At 49.5% G+C, this 15,873-nt stretch carries 13 protein-coding genes and 1 riboswitch; of the genes, 5 read left to right on the top strand and 8 right to left on the bottom strand.

Annotated elements, in window-relative coordinates:
- On the bottom strand, window positions 1-1,047 hold a 1,047-nt coding region (locus IQ268_RS30415), incomplete at its 3' end, for a phosphotransferase family protein (protein WP_193886964.1).
- 67 nt (window positions 1,048-1,114) lie between these two features.
- On the opposite strand from IQ268_RS30415, the gene IQ268_RS33640 reads away from it, so the two are divergent.
- Window positions 1,115-1,456 (top strand): metalloregulator ArsR/SmtB family transcription factor, encoded by a 342-nt coding sequence (locus IQ268_RS33640; RefSeq protein WP_193886961.1) that lies wholly within the window; start codon window positions 1,115-1,117, stop codon window positions 1,454-1,456.
- Between the two features lie 151 nt (window positions 1,457-1,607).
- Window positions 1,608-1,746, bottom strand: a riboswitch (cobalamin riboswitch).
- 310 nt (window positions 1,747-2,056) lie between these two features.
- Here IQ268_RS33640 and IQ268_RS30405 read toward each other — a convergent pair.
- From IQ268_RS30405 to IQ268_RS30385, 5 genes are all read right to left on the bottom strand, one after another.
- Entirely contained in the window at window positions 2,057-3,433 is a 1,377-nt protein-coding gene (locus IQ268_RS30405; RefSeq protein ID WP_193886959.1) for a serine/threonine-protein kinase, read from the bottom strand.
- 12 nt (window positions 3,434-3,445) lie between these two features.
- Complete coding sequence (locus IQ268_RS30400; protein ID WP_193886957.1) at window positions 3,446-4,870, bottom strand: serine/threonine-protein kinase; 1,425 nt, start codon at window positions 4,868-4,870, stop codon at window positions 3,446-3,448.
- A 38-nt stretch (window positions 4,871-4,908) separates the two neighbouring features.
- Complete coding sequence (locus IQ268_RS30395) at window positions 4,909-5,163, bottom strand: hypothetical protein (RefSeq protein WP_193886955.1); 255 nt, start codon at window positions 5,161-5,163, stop codon at window positions 4,909-4,911.
- A 551-nt stretch (window positions 5,164-5,714) separates the two neighbouring features.
- The gene (locus tag IQ268_RS30390) at window positions 5,715-6,116 is read right to left on the bottom strand and encodes a biopolymer transporter ExbD (protein ID WP_193886953.1); all 402 of its coding nucleotides are present in this window, start codon (window positions 6,114-6,116) and stop codon (window positions 5,715-5,717) included.
- A gap of 6 nt (window positions 6,117-6,122) precedes the next feature.
- Complete coding sequence (locus IQ268_RS30385) at window positions 6,123-6,773, bottom strand: MotA/TolQ/ExbB proton channel family protein (protein WP_193886951.1); 651 nt, start codon at window positions 6,771-6,773, stop codon at window positions 6,123-6,125.
- A gap of 355 nt (window positions 6,774-7,128) precedes the next feature.
- Between IQ268_RS30385 and IQ268_RS30380 the strand changes: the two genes are divergently transcribed.
- The 4 genes from IQ268_RS30380 (at window position 7,129) to IQ268_RS30365 (ending at window position 14,486) form a co-directional block, all read left to right on the top strand.
- Entirely contained in the window at window positions 7,129-8,655 is a 1,527-nt protein-coding gene (locus tag IQ268_RS30380; protein WP_193886948.1) for a TonB family protein, read from the top strand.
- A gap of 22 nt (window positions 8,656-8,677) precedes the next feature.
- Entirely contained in the window at window positions 8,678-9,622 is a 945-nt protein-coding gene (locus tag IQ268_RS30375) for an alpha/beta fold hydrolase (protein ID WP_193886946.1), read from the top strand.
- 308 nt (window positions 9,623-9,930) lie between these two features.
- Window positions 9,931-10,131 (top strand): hypothetical protein, encoded by a 201-nt coding sequence (locus IQ268_RS30370; RefSeq protein WP_193886944.1) that lies wholly within the window; start codon window positions 9,931-9,933, stop codon window positions 10,129-10,131.
- 845 nt (window positions 10,132-10,976) lie between these two features.
- Window positions 10,977-14,486 carry a hypothetical protein gene (locus IQ268_RS30365; protein WP_193886942.1) on the top strand — a complete coding sequence of 1,170 codons (3,510 nt, stop codon included), beginning with the start codon at window positions 10,977-10,979 and terminating at the stop codon, window positions 14,484-14,486.
- 111 nt (window positions 14,487-14,597) lie between these two features.
- Here IQ268_RS30365 and IQ268_RS30360 read toward each other — a convergent pair whose 3' ends face one another.
- On the bottom strand, window positions 14,598-15,431 hold the full coding sequence (locus IQ268_RS30360; protein WP_193886940.1) for a class III extradiol ring-cleavage dioxygenase: 834 nt from the start codon (window positions 15,429-15,431) through the stop codon (window positions 14,598-14,600).
- A 92-nt stretch (window positions 15,432-15,523) separates the two neighbouring features.
- A complete protein-coding gene (locus tag IQ268_RS30355) occupies window positions 15,524-15,853 on the bottom strand; it encodes a DoxX family protein (protein ID WP_193886966.1) in 330 nt (109 codons plus the stop codon).
- Window positions 15,854-15,873: the final 20 nt, after the last annotated feature.

Below are 15,873 nucleotides of genomic sequence, written 5' to 3'. Positions count from 1 at the left end.
CTCCCCCAACCACTCCATCACCTCCTGCCACAACTCCGAAAACTCCTGCCGACTTTGCTCCAACCTTGCCATCCGTTCAACTGCATTCGGACTATCTTTCGCCTCCGCATACCAACGATTCGCCGTGATCCAATAACCCGCCGTCCAACAGAGCGATCGCACGGCTGGATAAACCCCAAATGCAGCAAAATGGCGTTCAATGCGAGTGGCTAAATCGGTGTCATCTAAGGCATCGTAGTAGGACTGCAAAAAGAAGGCACGATCTTCAGTCGGTAAGCGATAGTTTTGTCGTCGTCGGATGGTAACAGGAGAGAGAAAATGTCCTAAATCTCCCGCAGGGGAGCCGATTTCAGCCCATTCCCAATCAATTAGATAGGCATGGCGATCGTTAATTACCCAGTTTTCATACGTATGATCGCTATGAACCAGACAACGGTGTGGATAGGTCTCCAATAACTGCTCGGCTGACAATCGCGATCGCGCCTTATCAAGCACGGCGTACAGCATCTCCACAATCTCTGGTTCTGCATCGGGTGAATCGAGATAGGGTTGGGCGTACTCTTTGGCTTCGTGATAGAACAGCGTCAAGGGTTGCTCGATCACAGGTACAGTGGGTAGAAGACGATCCACCTCATAGCCTGCAATTCTAGGCAAGCGGTGAAGCTGTGCAAGGGTCTGAGCACACTTCTGCAAATGCTCTCGGCTGTAATTGAGCGCAACTCCTTCTAAATAATTGGTAACCAAAAAAGTGTAGGGAAACTCTGCCGTTGGCTCTAAGCTCTCTGCCTGTAATTGATGCCCAATACCCGTCTGCTTAAGATAATTAAGAATGACCTGCTCGAACTGCGTAACGCGCCGGATGTCTCCTGCAAAGCGTTGATTGGGTGTATTAACTGCCACCCGAACGAGGGCACTCTGGTTTAATCTAAAAATAACATTTGCTTCTCCATGTGCCAGCAGTTCTAGCTGAAAGGGGTGATGCGATCGGCTTAGATGCGTCTCCAGCCTTTGTTGTAGAACCTCCAAGTCAAGGAGTTTGGTAGACATCCAACCATAAACCCAAGCAACAGGCTTTATGATAAACGGTTTTCCCCTGACATGAATCATTTTTCATATGAATCTTGATTGTAATGACGACCCTGAGGCAAAACGTCCCTTGGATCAGCCGTATTCTTCCTTATTCTGTGCCCAGAAACTTAAAGTCCTTGCTGATCCCAATCGTTTCGCAATCCTCAAACTGTTACTCAACGGTCCTAAATACGTTTGGGAACTAAATGCAAAGCTAGACTTAGAGCAGAGCTTGCTCTCCCACCATCTCAAGATCTTGCGTCAAGAAGGGTTGGTTGAATCACAACGAGAGGGTAAAGCAGTGCGCTATTGCCTTGCTCCTGGTATTAGCGTGAATTCGGGCAAGGGAATTAATTTAAAGTGCTGTATTCTGTCCTTTGAGTCTTAACAAAGCCAACCGCCTAAAGCCTGGGTAAAATGCCTCTGTCTCGATCGGGGTTCTGTGCCTGTGATTCGCTGGCTCAAAGCCGCAATCTCCTATTTCTAATGTTCTGTTAAGGGGATTTTGTAACGTTGATTCATCTATACCTCGCAGATGAAAAAGATGATAAACCATCGGCGGGCATCCTGACTCAGAGATGGAACATCTCCTCACAGTTGCGGGACAGCGGCGGATTTACACTGAACTTTCCCCCTTGCGTCTGATGATTGCTCCCCATCAAGAACATGACTGTGACATTAGACGAGTACTTCTGGGTCTTTTTCAAGGGCTATTTGCCGAATGCTACGCCCTTACAGGAGACATTTGATACTTTTCAAACAACCTCTCAATGTATTTCTGGGTGGAGCATATGGGGTTTCTCCAGCAGATTTACAGCAGTTCTCAATCGAGTCAGCCACAGTCTCGCCAAGATGAGTGTGGGGTATAGGGTTTGAGGCGTGGTGAATGCGCATGGAAATGGCTGTAATTCCCGACGTTTTACCGATTGCTGGTACTATCGACGATAACCCTGCTTGGAATCGGCATGGTGGCTCTAAGGATTTCAGGTCAATTATCCAAACTAGTCTCGGTCAGCCAGTCGTTGATTTCTTGAGCTAACCAAGCACATTCGGGAGCGGTCAAATCCAGCCCGATGTGATAGGTTTGTTGGGTCGTTTTTAGGGCAACAACGTCCATTTCAGGTTTGCCCATTTGTAACAGCAGCGATCGCCCCTGTCTATCCTGCACGCTCTGTTGAACGGTTTGGATGTCTTTAATCTTTCCTTTGCGCTGAAAATATTTAACTCCTAGATTCTGCTCCTCAATGCTGAAGTGCGTTTGGGTGAATTGAATGAACTGACAACGCCAGGACACTAAATAACGATTGAATGAATACAGCAAAACAATTGCCCAGACGATCCACAGTGTTGTCACAAACCCCATGATCACAACAGACATCTCATTCGCGACGATCACCAAGTTGTAAAGCATGAATGCCATTAAAGCCATTGCCCCGATCGTCAAAGCGGCGGCTAGATAACTCGCTCTAAAAGCTGGGTTTTTGATCATCAACCCATTCCCAGACACGTATAATTTCACGCGGCTTCCAGGTGGTTGAGTGATTGCTTTGAGTGGTTTGAGATGTCCGGTTTGCAAGGCTTCTAAAGCTTGACGGGCTGTCTTAAACCGATGCTCTAACGCTGGCTCAACCATGATTTCTAGCCAACGTCGAAAGCTGGGAGATAAAGTGACGCGATCTGCAAATTGAAACCGCAGTTGCTTCTGCGGCAAATCGGATGGCGGAATGCCAGTCAGCAAGTGAAGCAGTGTTGCTCCCAATGCATACAAATCAGATGCTGCAACGGTTTTCCCCCGAAATTGTTCTAAGGGAATGTAACCATAAGTTCCCACGATCGTCATGGTAGTCTGTTCAGCCCTGACCCGGTTTTGCACTGAACCGAAATCAATCAAGTAAATCTGGTTGTCGTCCCCTAACAGTAAGTTGCTGGGCTTCAAATCTCGATGCAAGATTGGAGGATTGAGTTCATGCAAATCAATCAAAATTTTTAGCGTGTCGATCGCAATTTTGCGTGCCTGTTTTTCGGTGAATCGCCCTTGATGCTCTAACAGCTTCTGCAAATTGACTCCCGGCACATAGTCTTGCACCAAGCCAAACCAGACCAGGTTTGAGGTTTGACTAGGCTCGGTTTGAAAGGCATCTCGATAACGAGGAATTTGGGGATGCTGCAAATTTTGCAGCACGCTTATCTCTCGCTCAAACAGTTTGACATCTTGCCACTGCAACTGCGGATTTTGCATCAGCAGCTTCACAACCACCGTAGCTTGCTGCTTGAGGTCTCTGGCTAACCAGGTTTCGCGCCCTGGCACTTGCCCTAAACATCGTTCTAGTTGATACCGCTGCTGTAGGATGTCTCCAGGTTGCATGATTGTTATCTCCTAGCGATCGGGACGTAACCAGTGTTTGATCTCATGCACCAACCAGTTGCATTCTGCTTCGGTTGAGCCGACGCCAAAGGTATGGCGGCGATCGCCCGCTTGAATGAGAACCATGTTGGGATGCGATCGCCTGCCACACCAGGTTCGCTGCTTGAGCACTTGCACACTGATGTTGACCTCCTGCATTTGCTTCATGCCTCCCACCTGTCGCTGCCAGCACCAGCCCAACAACCGCCAATTTAAGCGAAATTGTGATCGGTCTTTCTGGAAGACAATCCAATTGGGTTGCCACTGTTGCTTCAGTCGTTTGATCAATGTGTAGAGCGTCATTCCCCACGGAATCATGGCCAAAATCCGAATGAATTGGACAAAAGAGGTAATGTCCTGAGGGGTAGCAACTGGCAAGCTCATACGATCTGGAGACCACCACTCCCAAATCAGCCAATATACCCCTACTAGCAACCCAAACTTGAGCAAAAATGCTGCAATCTGTTGGTTTGACAGCCCAATTTCAGGCATGATGATTTGCAACGATTGAGCCGTTTTGTGAAGCTGAATTCGACTATCGGCAGGTTTAGGCAGCGATCGCGCAGTGAGGTTCAGATCAATCGCCTTAAGAGTAGCCAGGGCTTCACGCGCTGTGTGAAAGCGATCGTCCACATCGGGTGCAGTCAGTTTTTCGATCCACTCTGCCAAAGCATCGGGAACCGACACCTGTTCTCGAAATTGAATCTGGAGCTCTTTTTGAGGTAAATCAGCCGGGGCGGTGCCCGTTAATAGATGAATTAGCGTTGCACCCAGCGCATACAGGTCAGATTCGGGAACAGCTCGCCCAAAAAACTGCTCTGGTGGAGCGTACCCACTGGTGCCTACTACCGTCATGGTTGCGCCGCTTGTAGGCTGACTTTGCACAGAGCCAAAATCAATGAGATAAACCTGGCGATCGCTACCCACAATTAAATTGCTCGGCTTAATATCACGATGTAACAAGGGCGGATTTCGTTCATGCAGACCGATCAAAATGGTCAGCACTTGTATGGCAATGTTGCGAATTTGCAATGCGGTCAAATACGTTCCCTGTTGCAGGCTTTGTGCCAGCGATCGCCCTGGAATAAAGGTTTCGACTAAAGCAAACCAACTGATCCCTGGGGTTGCATCAATGGTGAACGAATCCTGGTAACGCGGCACTCGTGGATGGTTCAGCGACTTTAACACCACCGTTTCTCGCTCAAACAGCTTAAATTCATCCCACTGCATCTGAGCATAAAAGGGCAACAGCTTCACGACCACAGACTGAGGGGGTTGAGCCTTGAGGTCGGTACTCAACCAAACTTGGCGATCGCCGTTGTGTCCCAGTTGTTGCTGAAACTGATAGCGATCGTGAAGAATCTGCCCTGCCGACCAAGAAAAGTTGTGTTGGCTCATTGCCTCAAAATACCCGCCCAGTGAGGTTTCTTAACCAATTAAGCAACAACTTCAGGTTGTCCCTGGAAGTGCGCCATCCTGAACGCAGCGAATATTTGAGAGCAACACCGGGTAGTGCTACACAAGTAATGATGCGTGTATGCGATCGCACATTGACGGTAGACCGGAGGTAAAGATTCCCACCATTTACGAGCCGCCGCTTCATCGCGTGCGCCAATATAAACACCCACAATCTCACGAGTGTCAGCATCGAGCGCTAACCAGACCCACTGCTTGTTCCCCTTGTTGTCCACAAACGGCCACAACTCATTGCATTGAATCGTCAACCCCCCCTTTTTTTGGGTGTCACCTGCACTTGTCGGGGCACCTTTGCATATTTCTGATTAACGTAGGTTTGCAGCCATCGTTCAGAAACGTGGGTTGCCACGGGCAATACCAGCTAAGGAGAAGCGTTCTCACACCAATCGGTCAATCAGTTCCCGTGTGGCTTGATCGATCCCTTTTTAATGGGTTGTTCGATGAACTGCCGTCCGCAGTCGTGGCATTTGAATCGTTGTTTACCAGTGTGGATACGATCGTTCTTAGAGGATGTTTTAAAAGTTTGATTAGTTACCCGATAGGTGTAGGGGCGAAGCATTCGGTAGACAATGTCTCGGTTGTTCCAGCCATCCTGATTCGAATGCTTCGCCCCTACAGAGACGTAAAAGATACTTTTCAAACACCCTCTTAAATTCAGAAGTACTGAGAATCAAAGACACCCATTCTTTGGGTAGCACGATCAGCAAAAGTCGAATAGCGCTTTCCTGATCGTGCTACCTTTCCGCTTCAATTAAATGAAGTCGGACTAAGGGCGACGAGTTGAAATTCCTAGCTTTACACCTTCTACGGTTCGCAATTGATCGATTACAGCAACAACCGAGCCATATTCACCTTTCTCATCCGCATTGACGACCACCAGAATTTCTGATTGGTTGCCCATTGATGCTTTGACTTGTGTGGCTAACTCCTCAACAGCGATGGGTTGGCGATCGAGGAACACATTTCCTTCGTTATCAACCGTGACGGTAATCTTACTTTGCTGTTGAGATTGAGCCGTTTCTGCTCTGGGCAAGTTTACTGGAAGCCCCTCAGATCGAGTTAGAAACAAGGATGACATGATGAAAAACGTCAGGATGGCAAAGATGACATCAATCATCGGCAGAATGTTGATTTGAGGAATGTCATCTGGCTCTTCAGGAATATTCATAGCTGCTTAGCTCATCACTTTTGATACAGGGCTAAAACCTTCGTGTCGGCTGAGATGCAAGACTTCAAGCTGGCTGCCGTATTCCTGAATCGCAGCGATCTGCCGTCGGTAAAAGCCCCGGAATACACTGGAAAAAAGTAGGGTGAAGACGGCCACAATTAAACCTGCCGCAGTAGACACTAATGCTTCACTAATGCCGCCAGTTACCTGTACTGCATTTTCACTTCCCACACTTCCTAAGTTCAAAGAGGCAAACGAGCGAATTAAACCCAGAACCGTTCCCAGCAACCCTAATAATGGAGAAGCGGTGATAATTGTATCGAAGATGGAGTTAAAGCGTCGAAGCATAGGCAGTTCTGCCTGAGTAGCGCCCTCAAGCGTGAGACGAAAGGCATGAGGGGGGAAGTGATCCACCTCCAGAGCTTCTAAAAAAATACGGGCAATGGGTAAATCAACATTTTGTCTGAGCTTGAGCAATGCCGCATCAAAATCATGCTGGTAGATTCGCAGCACATCACGCACAACCCGCCTCTGCCGACGGTTCACTCGTACCCAAAAGACTAGACGTTCAATGATGAGGGCGATCGCCACGATTGAGAACCCCAACAGGGGATACATGACAATGCCGCCTGCAAGAAACAGTTCAATAATTAGCATTTCAAGTTTACACAGCAATAACGCCGACCGCTCAGGTCAGCAGAGTAGGTAGGTCAGCAGAGTCGCTTTAAAACCGTTATTGACATCTCTTCTCAAAAAAGATTAGGTCTTGAGGGGGTTAATGTCAAGTCCTTTTACTTACGGCAGGAATCGGCTCGAACCTATATAGTTACTGCATGTTCACCGTAGTGCGCTGCCAACGTTGGCAAATCCCTGAAAATCGTTGTGCTGCAACAGTTTTTGCGGCAACTCGGAAAGATGAGGCAACAACCCTCAACAGATTGACAGCACAGCAGTTGAATTTTAGGATGAGCAGATTAGCTAGAACTATTTGCAATAACCATCGGCAGGGCGAATGACGTTCTCAGAAACCGTCTCTCAACAACGAGCCAAGCAAGAGAAGCTCCTCAAGCGATTTGTTACTTACAGCCTTACGGGATCGTTTGCTTTACATGGGGTTGGGCTGTGCTTGAAGGTAAACAACCTCTGGAAGCCAGACCGGGCAGAACCAGAGGAAATTGCAATCGTTGTCATGGAGCAACCCGAAGAGGCACTGACAGAGGAAACTCCACTCGATGAAACCTTCTCTGAACCTGAAGCAACGTCCGAATTTATAGAGTCTGACGCTACTCCAGGAGAAGCGGGTGCTGCCACGTTTGTAGAATCCCCTCCAGCCGCTGCCCTCCCGGAACCATCTGTAGAAGAAGACCCGATCGTTGAGCCAGAGCCGGAACCCAGCCCTGCACCGATCGCTGAAGATGTGGAAGAACCTGTTACCGAAGAACCTGTTACCGAAGAGCCTGTTACCGAAGAATCGGCTGATCCCCCATTAGCGGAATCGAGCGAGGAAGTCGCCGAAGTTCCGCAACCGCGAACCCTAAATAATCTGCTAGAAGAACTGCGACGCGCTCGGGAACAGACCAGACAAACGGCTGCTAACCGCGAGGCAGAGAGTCAGGTAGAATCCTCTAACCGTACCAACACGGCAGGGACAGCTTCAGAGGAGAGCGATCGCGCCACAAGGACGGCTGTTCGATCCGATCGTCCTGGTTCTAGTCCTAGTTCTAGTTCTAGTCCTGGTTCTAGTGAGAGTGAGAGTACTAGACCTGGAAACGGTGAGGGCGATCGCCCCAATCCGGGCAGAGGGTCTCGTGAAATTAGCTGCCGCAATTGCAACTTCGACTATCCAGAGAGTGCCAATGGAGCCGAGGGAACGGCTCAGGTGATTGTTGAAACAGATGAACGAGGACGAGTTGTCTCTGTAACGTTATCTGGATCGAGTGGCAATCCTGAACTTGATCGTGCCGCCTTGCAACAAGCCCGCGAGCGAGTGCGATTAGACGGTGCGACAGCGGGCGAAAGCTACCCCATTGAAATTGACTTTGTACAGCCCAATTCAGAAGCGGCAGAGCGGGTACGGGAGAGGGGCGATCGCCGCAGCATCACAGTTTCTGATCCCGAACCCACAACGGCTGAATCTTCTGAACCTGAGACGCCTGAAACAGTAGCGAACCCATCTGCACCAGAGCCTTCGGTTCCGGCTGAGCCATCGGCCAGTCCAGAAGCCGAGTCCAGTCCTTCTAGTCCAGTGGATTCTGAATCGCCAGACAATGTAGATGGGTTAGAAGAACCAGCACCAGACATCCCATTACCTTCTGAGCCTTCAAATTCACCTGAGGCTGCCCCTGCTCCGGCTCCTGCCCCTGAAGCTGCCCCTGCTCCGGCTCCTATCCCTGAGGCTGCTCCGGCTCCGGCTCCTGCCCCAGCTCCTATCCCTGAGGCTGCTCCAGCTCCGGCTCCTGCCCCAGCTCCTGTCCCTGCTCCTGCTCCTGCTCCTGCCCCGCTTCCTTTGCCTGATCCGGTATCTGCTCCTCCGGAGTAAGCAAACCTGGTGTAATGGGTTCATGTTTGCTGATTTCTTGCCGTCCTCAACCGCTGACATTCAAGATCCAGAGGCGATCGCCATTCTGCGACAGATTCAGCGTCGAACGATCCAGGTTTTGTTTAAGGAAGACACGACGGGATTAGTAGCGCTTCCGGTGGAAATTGCCACTGCCTCTGTTCACTGTTCTCCCGCTCAATCCGCATCCCAGGCTAACGCTGCTCCAATTCTGCTGCTCCCCGGATTTGACAGTTCCCTGCTGGAGTTCCGGCGATTGCTGCCCTTATTGGCACCCCAGCATGAGACCTGGGTGCTGGATCTATTGGGCTTTGGATTTACAGAATACACTCCTACCCTTGCCGTCAGTCCTCCAACGATCCGGCAACATCTGCTCAGCGTTCTAGAGACTTGGATAGGGAAACCGATCATCCTGGTTGGCGGTTCGCTGGGAGGTGCCGTCGCGATCGACTTTGTTTTGCATCATCCTGACTGGGTGCGATCGCTGGTTTTGATCAACAGTGTTGGCTTCTCTGGCAGTTTTCCAATGGGGGCATTTTTACCCGATCCCCTGATTCAACTGGGAGCAGATTGGCTACACTTCCGCAAACAGGCTGCCCTTACTGCCGCCTTAGCCTTGCCGATGGTGGCTCCAACGCTAGTTGATGCACTTCGTTGTTCTCTGTTGCATCAGGGGATGCCGGGATGGAAAGCTGCGATCGCGTCCTTTACTCAGAGTGGTGGTTACAGCGATTTGGGCGATCGCATTGCTCAAATTCAACATCCCACTCTCATTCTGTGGGGAGAGGCTGACGATGTGTTGGGAACGAAGGATGCAACCCGGTTTGAACGGGAAATTTCGGGAAGCCAACTGATTTGGATGCAAAAATCTGGTCACGTGCCTCACCTGGATCAGCCCCAATCTGTTGCGGCACAACTGCTCACTTTTGCACGTCGCACCGGAAATTAAACCAGAAAAGGGGGGCGGTTCAAGAGTAACCCATTAGCACCTTTAACCAGCTTCTTCTGATACTTCTGATACTTCTGAGTAATCCTAAACGTCCTCGCTTTAAGCTCTGAGACGAGGATCTGCTTCAGTTTCTACTGTTAATATCATCCCTAAGATAATGTTGCGATCGCGTCGAACCAGGTAGACATAGAGTGAGAGCAGTGTGCCTATGTGAGATGTTACAACGTTAGCGTTCTAACTATCCTGCGTTGGTAAGGCTGTCATCACTTACTAACCGTATGCAAAAACAAATTTAGTAGGCGAGAACTATGTATTCTGTGGGTAACTGTGTGCAAGGTAAGGATGGTCGCATTGGAACTGTGATTGAGGCAAGGCTGATTCGCAGTGCCGTCTATCCCCAATATCAACAAGTATTAATTCGATTCCCCGATGGCAGTTCGCTCAACGGAGCCGCAAATGATTTCAAATTGGTCAGGCAACGAGTGCTTGAAAGCGCTGGCAGATGTTAAGAGCTTCTAAGTAGTGTGGTGATTGATATAGTGTGGTGGTTAAACGGTATGGCGATCGCCAATTGCAACAGCTCCATTCTGCGAGATAGAGGGGCTGTTGGCGATTGGCAGCATTCCTGGCATTGATTTAAGGGGATGCTTCAACGGTGCTGATATCACTCGATCACTCGAATGGCCCTTCACTCTCCTCATTCGGGGCTTAGATGTGAGCGCTCAGTTAAAGATGACTTCCGAGCAATCCTGTTTCAACATCTCTCAAAACTGGAAATCTAGAGCAAAGGTCTCCTGTAAGAGCGTAGCACTGAGCTTGATCCAGGCTGGCTCAAGACTGCTCTCGATTTCAGATGGATAAAGTCGAGCTTAAATATTGGTTGAGAAATAGCCCGGTATAGCTGAACAATTGCTGCTTTAGCAATAGCAGAGCGGTGGTCTAGGATGGGCGATCGCCCTTTATAATCCTAATATTTGCCCAAGAAAAGAAAACAATAGTAGAGTGCTGTATAGTAGCCTCTACTGAGTCAATCTGGCCTTCCTTAACGTTTTTAATTCTGTAACGCTGTACGTAATACCCATATCATCTACTGTATAACTTACTGTCCGTTGAATGACTGCGATTGATTTGATAGTGATGCTACTGGTACGACTGCGATTCAAACGACGTTAAACGAATTTCGTAGTTCACTCAAAATCGGGATGGTATGAGATGAAGCGATCGTCGATGATGGCGATCCAACATAGTTTTTACTTAATTGAATATCACACAGGCGCAGACAAGTTTTGTCTCAATGGAGTCCATCTAACGCTCGATTGCTAATTGTTTTTTCAATTTGAGGAGACCTTTTAGGGTGACTAGCGCTACTAACTTACAACCAAGTTCAGGCACTTCTTTAGAAAATGACATTGTCAGGTTCAACTTTCAACCCGCTGGCGCACCATTACCCAGTGATGATCCTTATCTTTCAGATACAGGTAAAGCGTATGGTCAAAGTTTTGATCCCGAGGGACGGACGTTTGGCTGGGTAGCTGAAGCCAGCCTTACATCAGACAACCCGCAGCTTGCGGTTCCATCCCCCAACAATACCACTCGGAACCGCAATCAACCGGGCACAGTATCTCGCTTAAACACCCTGATACACATGCAGATTGGGGATGTTTTATCTCCTCCGAATCCCAGTCAACGATTTGCGTGGCAATATGATTTGCCAGCAGGTAACTATGTGGTCACCGTCTGTGTTGGCGATCCGCAAAATATTGATAGTACACATCAAATTAATCTTCAAGGGAAGCCCCTGATTGCGGGTTTTCAGCCCACTGAAACGCAAAAGTTCTTTACGGCTACTGATGTGGTCACTGTTCAGGAGGGGCAACGCCTCACCATTGACGCTAAAGGTGGAACAAATACAAAGTTAACGTATCTGTTTGTTGCTGCGGGCGATCGCCCGTTTGTCAGTGAACTCACCGCCCAATTTTTGGCAGAGGATGGCACCAATCAATCCCTCTATCTGCACGACGGCAAAATTGATATCCCAACCAACACCACTCTCACTCCCGAATTGGCGATTAATACGCCGACTTCAACCGATAATCCTGGATTTGATGAAGGAACCACAGACGATCCAGCGCTACTGATTGAAAACGCAACAGGAACCCCAGTTGCCATAAAACCAATACCGATTACGGCTGGCAATGATGTTTTGAGCCTTAACCCCGTAGAACCGCTCAAACCTCAAACTCAATACACGTTTAGAGTCACCTCGAAGCTAAAAAGTAAGGGAAACAAATCTTTTATTCCCAAAAGTATCTGCTTTACTACAGGCAAAGCACCCAATCTAGAGAATCAAGCACCCAGTAGTTTAAGATTTCAACAGCAACCCCAGCCGACGAGCCGAGTGCCAGTACCCGGCACCAACCATAACGAAAACTACTCCAGAGTGATCGTAGGGCCAGACGGTAAGCTCTACGCCAGCGCTCTCAGTGGAAATATTCTACGCTTCCCGATTAAACCAGATGGCACGCTGGGTGAAGCCCAGCGGCTTGAGTCACTACAGGGGCGATCTATTGTCGGTATGTGCTTTGATCCCACCGCCACCGCTCAAGACTTGAAACTGTGGGTGAGTCATGGGGCAGCAGTAGACGCACAAGAAAGAACAGTCGCTGTTGATGCGCCGGAATGGAGCGGTAAAGTTAGCCGTCTTAGCGGCGCTAACTTAGAGCAAGTGCAGGATTATGTGATTGGGTTACCTCGCTCTGTGGCCGACCACATGACCACCGGAGTCGCCTTTGACCCAGACCAGCAGCATATGCTTTACATTCTGCAAGGCAGCAACACGGCAATGGGAGCACCAGGTGGTAACTGGAAAAACCGTCCTGAAAAGGTATTGAGTGCTGCCGCCTTGCGGGTTGATCTCTCCAAAATCAGCGCTCCTCCCCTCAATGTGCAGACCGAAGAGGGCGGAACCTACAATCCGTTTGCCGAAAATGCTCCGTTGACGATTTATGCCTCTGGCCTCCGCAGTCCCTATGCGCTGGTGTTTCACAGTAATAAAAAGCTGTACGTCACAAACAATGGCTCGGCTGGCGGTTACTCTACACCATCTAGCCCTGACCCATTGCCGACTCCCCAATCCCAGCAGTATCGACGGCGGATTGATGAAGCCAAGTTTGGACATTACACCGAACCCGTGGTGAAAGGCGGCAGCCGAGTGCCAGCCGATCATGACTACCTGTTTCGGCTCGATTCGGGCGGGTATTATGGTCACCCCAATCCCCAGCGCAACGAATGGGTGATGAATGGTGGCAACCCGGCAGGTCTTCCACAGAAGTGGACTCAAGAGCTAAAACGCAGTGCCAACGATTTCTATCCGCGCATTGGGCAATACCCACCAGGTACGAACCCCGATCGCAACTGGCGAGGCTACGCCTATGATTTTGGGTTACATGCCTCACCCACCGGGTTAATTGAGTATAAGAGCAACACATTTGGAGGAGCGCTTAAAGGCAAATTAATTGCCGTCTGTTTCAACAAGCATCAAAATCTGTCGGTGTTGACACCCGGAGATGCGTCTCAGAACTGGAATATCGTCGGGTCGCCTATCAAGGTGTCAGGGTTCGAGGGATTGGATAACATCGGCATGAATCCATTAGAATCCAGTGCGCCATTAGATTTGGTAGAGAACCCGGCAACCGGCGATCTTTACGTTGCCAAACTGCGGCGAGAGCCACCGCTTCAGGGCGAAATTTGGCTGCTTCGTCCGGTGGGTGGCGGTGGTGGCGGTGGTGGGTCTACAGGAGACACCGTTAATACTCAACCGCTGGACATCATTAATCCAGATGGTCTGCCGTTTCCGCGATCGCTCCTGCAAAACCAGACCGTTCCCCATCGAGTAGTCTTCAGCCGCATTCAAAATCCTGGCCCCGAAACGGTTCGTCTGCCGGATGGGCAGAGGGTTACCATTAATCCGGTATCTGTTCATGATACGGTGACGCTACAAATCAAAAACAATCTCAATGCTCCTGTTCAAGTAACCCAGATCGCTATAGATAATCCTGCCGACTGGCAAATTACTTCATCATTGAATCTGCCGACAACCATTGCCGCAAACGGCGCGATCGCTCTAACGGTGAAATTTGTCGCCCAAAAGAGCGGCGAAATTCAACTGGTATCAGGCCAATTGAAAATTGCTACCGCTAGCGGGAATACCCAGGTCATTGAACTTTCTGGACTGTGGCAGAAAAATCCCGAAGGCAGCAATGAACCTACGTTAAACCAGATCATTTCGACCTTTGGCTACAAGACCAACATCCCCGAAGCCCAACTGAATAGACGAGGAAAAATCGAGGCGATCGGGGATGAAGTTATCTCACCTCTGTGGCGACGGGCTGACCCAACCAAACAGCCAACGCTGTATCAGCTTGCTGCTTTTCACGGTCGAGATATAGCGGTCAGGGTGCGGTGGTACCCCAAAGGAGGGAATGCGGTTGGTGGAACGGATATCGTTCGTCATCATAGCTTGGATGCTCAAACATTGATACCGCGAAGACAGGACGGTAGCGCCCAACCTGCTCAAGGCTCAGCATTCAACCCTTCTGAGGTGTTTGGGTTTAATGTTAACGATCAATTTTCAACCATATCGAGCGACCCGGCTAGAAATCGCCAAACCCAAACCGATAATGGTCTTCTTCAAAAAAGTGAAGGTCATCATCTTCGGTTTTGGAAGCTTAGAGACTCAAATGGAACCGAAATTCCCCATGCCTGGATCATGGCAATGGACTACCTCGGTGGTAAAACCTCTAGACCTAACTGGGACTACAACGACAATGTTTACATCGTTACAAACATTACTCCTGCTAGTTAAACTAGCCGTTGTGTGGAACGACATGATGTGGTTTGAGTAGCGGCATTGTCCAATTAGCCCTCCTGGAAGAGAAGCACTCCTCCAGGAGTTTTTGTCTATTGTTGTGTGATGTTATGTGGCAATTATTTCAGCTATTGGTGTGCGTTCTACGGTTTGAAGGGCATTACCAAAGGCATACGCGGCCATGCTAAACGCGCCATAGGTAAAACTGGAGTGCAGTTGAATTCCAGGTGCCTTTGCGCCCCCGGCTCCAATTGCGACAAACAGCGGCAACAAATGCTCCTCGCTAGGATGATTCCTGACGGCATGGGGCGCACTGTGGCGGTAGTTCAACAAAGATTCAATATCGTTGGCGGCGATCGCCCTGGCTAACCATTGATCAAATTCAGTGACCCAGGTGGGCGGAGGAGCATTCAAGTCGTACTTACCAAATGCCTGTAGGTTATGCGTTGCAGCACCGCTGGCTAAAATTAACACTCCGGCCTGACGCAGTGAAGCGATCGCCTCTCCCAGCCTGACGTGATGAGCCGTTCCCAGTTTGGGCTGAAGCGAAAGCTGAGTGACTGGAATCTCGGCATCGGGATACATCAGCATCAAAGGATTCCAGGCACCGTGATCCAGTCCACGATCGGCATCCACTTCGCAGGCCATACCAGCCTGTTGCAACAACTCCTGCACGGATGCGGCCAGCTCGGGCGCACCCGGAGCCGGATAGGTGAGCTGATACAACTCTGGCGGAAAGCCTCGAAAATCGTGAATGGTTTGCAATGGGCTAGCCGTGCTGACCGTAGGAATCTGAGAAAGCCAATGAGCCGAAATCACCAAAATGGCTCTGGGTTTACCCAATTCGTTACCCAATTGTTGCAAAAACCGTTGAGCCTGACTTGGTTTTAGCGGTAGATCAGGAGAACCGTGGGAGATAAAAAGACTGGGAAATGTAGGCATGAGTCACCTCTGGAACGAGTTGGAAAAAACCAGCAGCAATTCTTAAATGATGCAGCACATAAGATGGAGTGAGGCTATGAAAGTAAGGACATTTAGCGATCTGGACGAAGGCCAATATTGCCCGAACCATACTGAATCACCATCAGCAAACCGCCCAAGATCTCCAGATTTTTCATGAACATAATTTGTTGCATCTGCTCGGAGAAATCGGTGTGAAAGATGAGCGTTGCCGGGATCAGAAAAACAATCAGTGCGATCGCTCCTGGCCTGGCTTTGTATCCCAACAATAGCGACAGCCCACCGACCAGTTCAATGGAAACTGTCAGGACTGGGTACCCGACTTGAGGGCAGAAACCCCTACTTGATAGACTGGCTACTGCCCCTAACCTCCATCCAACGAACGCTCTATGAACTGCCCAGATTGTTGCTCAGCCCGCACCAC

It is taken from the genome of Oculatella sp. LEGE 06141, from assembly GCF_015207605.1.
Classification (GTDB): domain Bacteria; phylum Cyanobacteriota; class Cyanobacteriia; order Elainellales; family Elainellaceae; genus Oculatella.
Note: the sequence above shows the minus strand (reverse complement) of the source record. Positions and strands in the feature narration are given on the sequence as shown.

Excerpts from the sequence above, each read along its gene's own strand:
- IQ268_RS33640 (WP_193886961.1), top strand. The coding sequence starts at position 1,115 with ATGAATCTTGATTGTAATGACGACCCTGAGGCAAAACGTCCCTTGGAT.
- IQ268_RS30405 (WP_193886959.1), bottom strand. The coding sequence starts at position 3,433 with ATGCAACCTGGAGACATCCTACAGCAGCGGTATCAACTAGAACGATGT.
- IQ268_RS30400 (WP_193886957.1), bottom strand. The coding sequence starts at position 4,870 with ATGAGCCAACACAACTTTTCTTGGTCGGCAGGGCAGATTCTTCACGAT.
- IQ268_RS30390 (WP_193886953.1), bottom strand. The coding sequence starts at position 6,116 with ATGAATATTCCTGAAGAGCCAGATGACATTCCTCAAATCAACATTCTG.
- IQ268_RS30385 (WP_193886951.1), bottom strand. The coding sequence starts at position 6,773 with ATGCTAATTATTGAACTGTTTCTTGCAGGCGGCATTGTCATGTATCCC.
- IQ268_RS30380 (WP_193886948.1), top strand. The coding sequence starts at position 7,129 with ATGACGTTCTCAGAAACCGTCTCTCAACAACGAGCCAAGCAAGAGAAG.
- IQ268_RS30375 (WP_193886946.1), top strand. The coding sequence starts at position 8,678 with ATGTTTGCTGATTTCTTGCCGTCCTCAACCGCTGACATTCAAGATCCA.
- IQ268_RS30370 (WP_193886944.1), top strand. The coding sequence starts at position 9,931 with ATGTATTCTGTGGGTAACTGTGTGCAAGGTAAGGATGGTCGCATTGGA.
- IQ268_RS30360 (WP_193886940.1), bottom strand. The coding sequence starts at position 15,431 with ATGCCTACATTTCCCAGTCTTTTTATCTCCCACGGTTCTCCTGATCTA.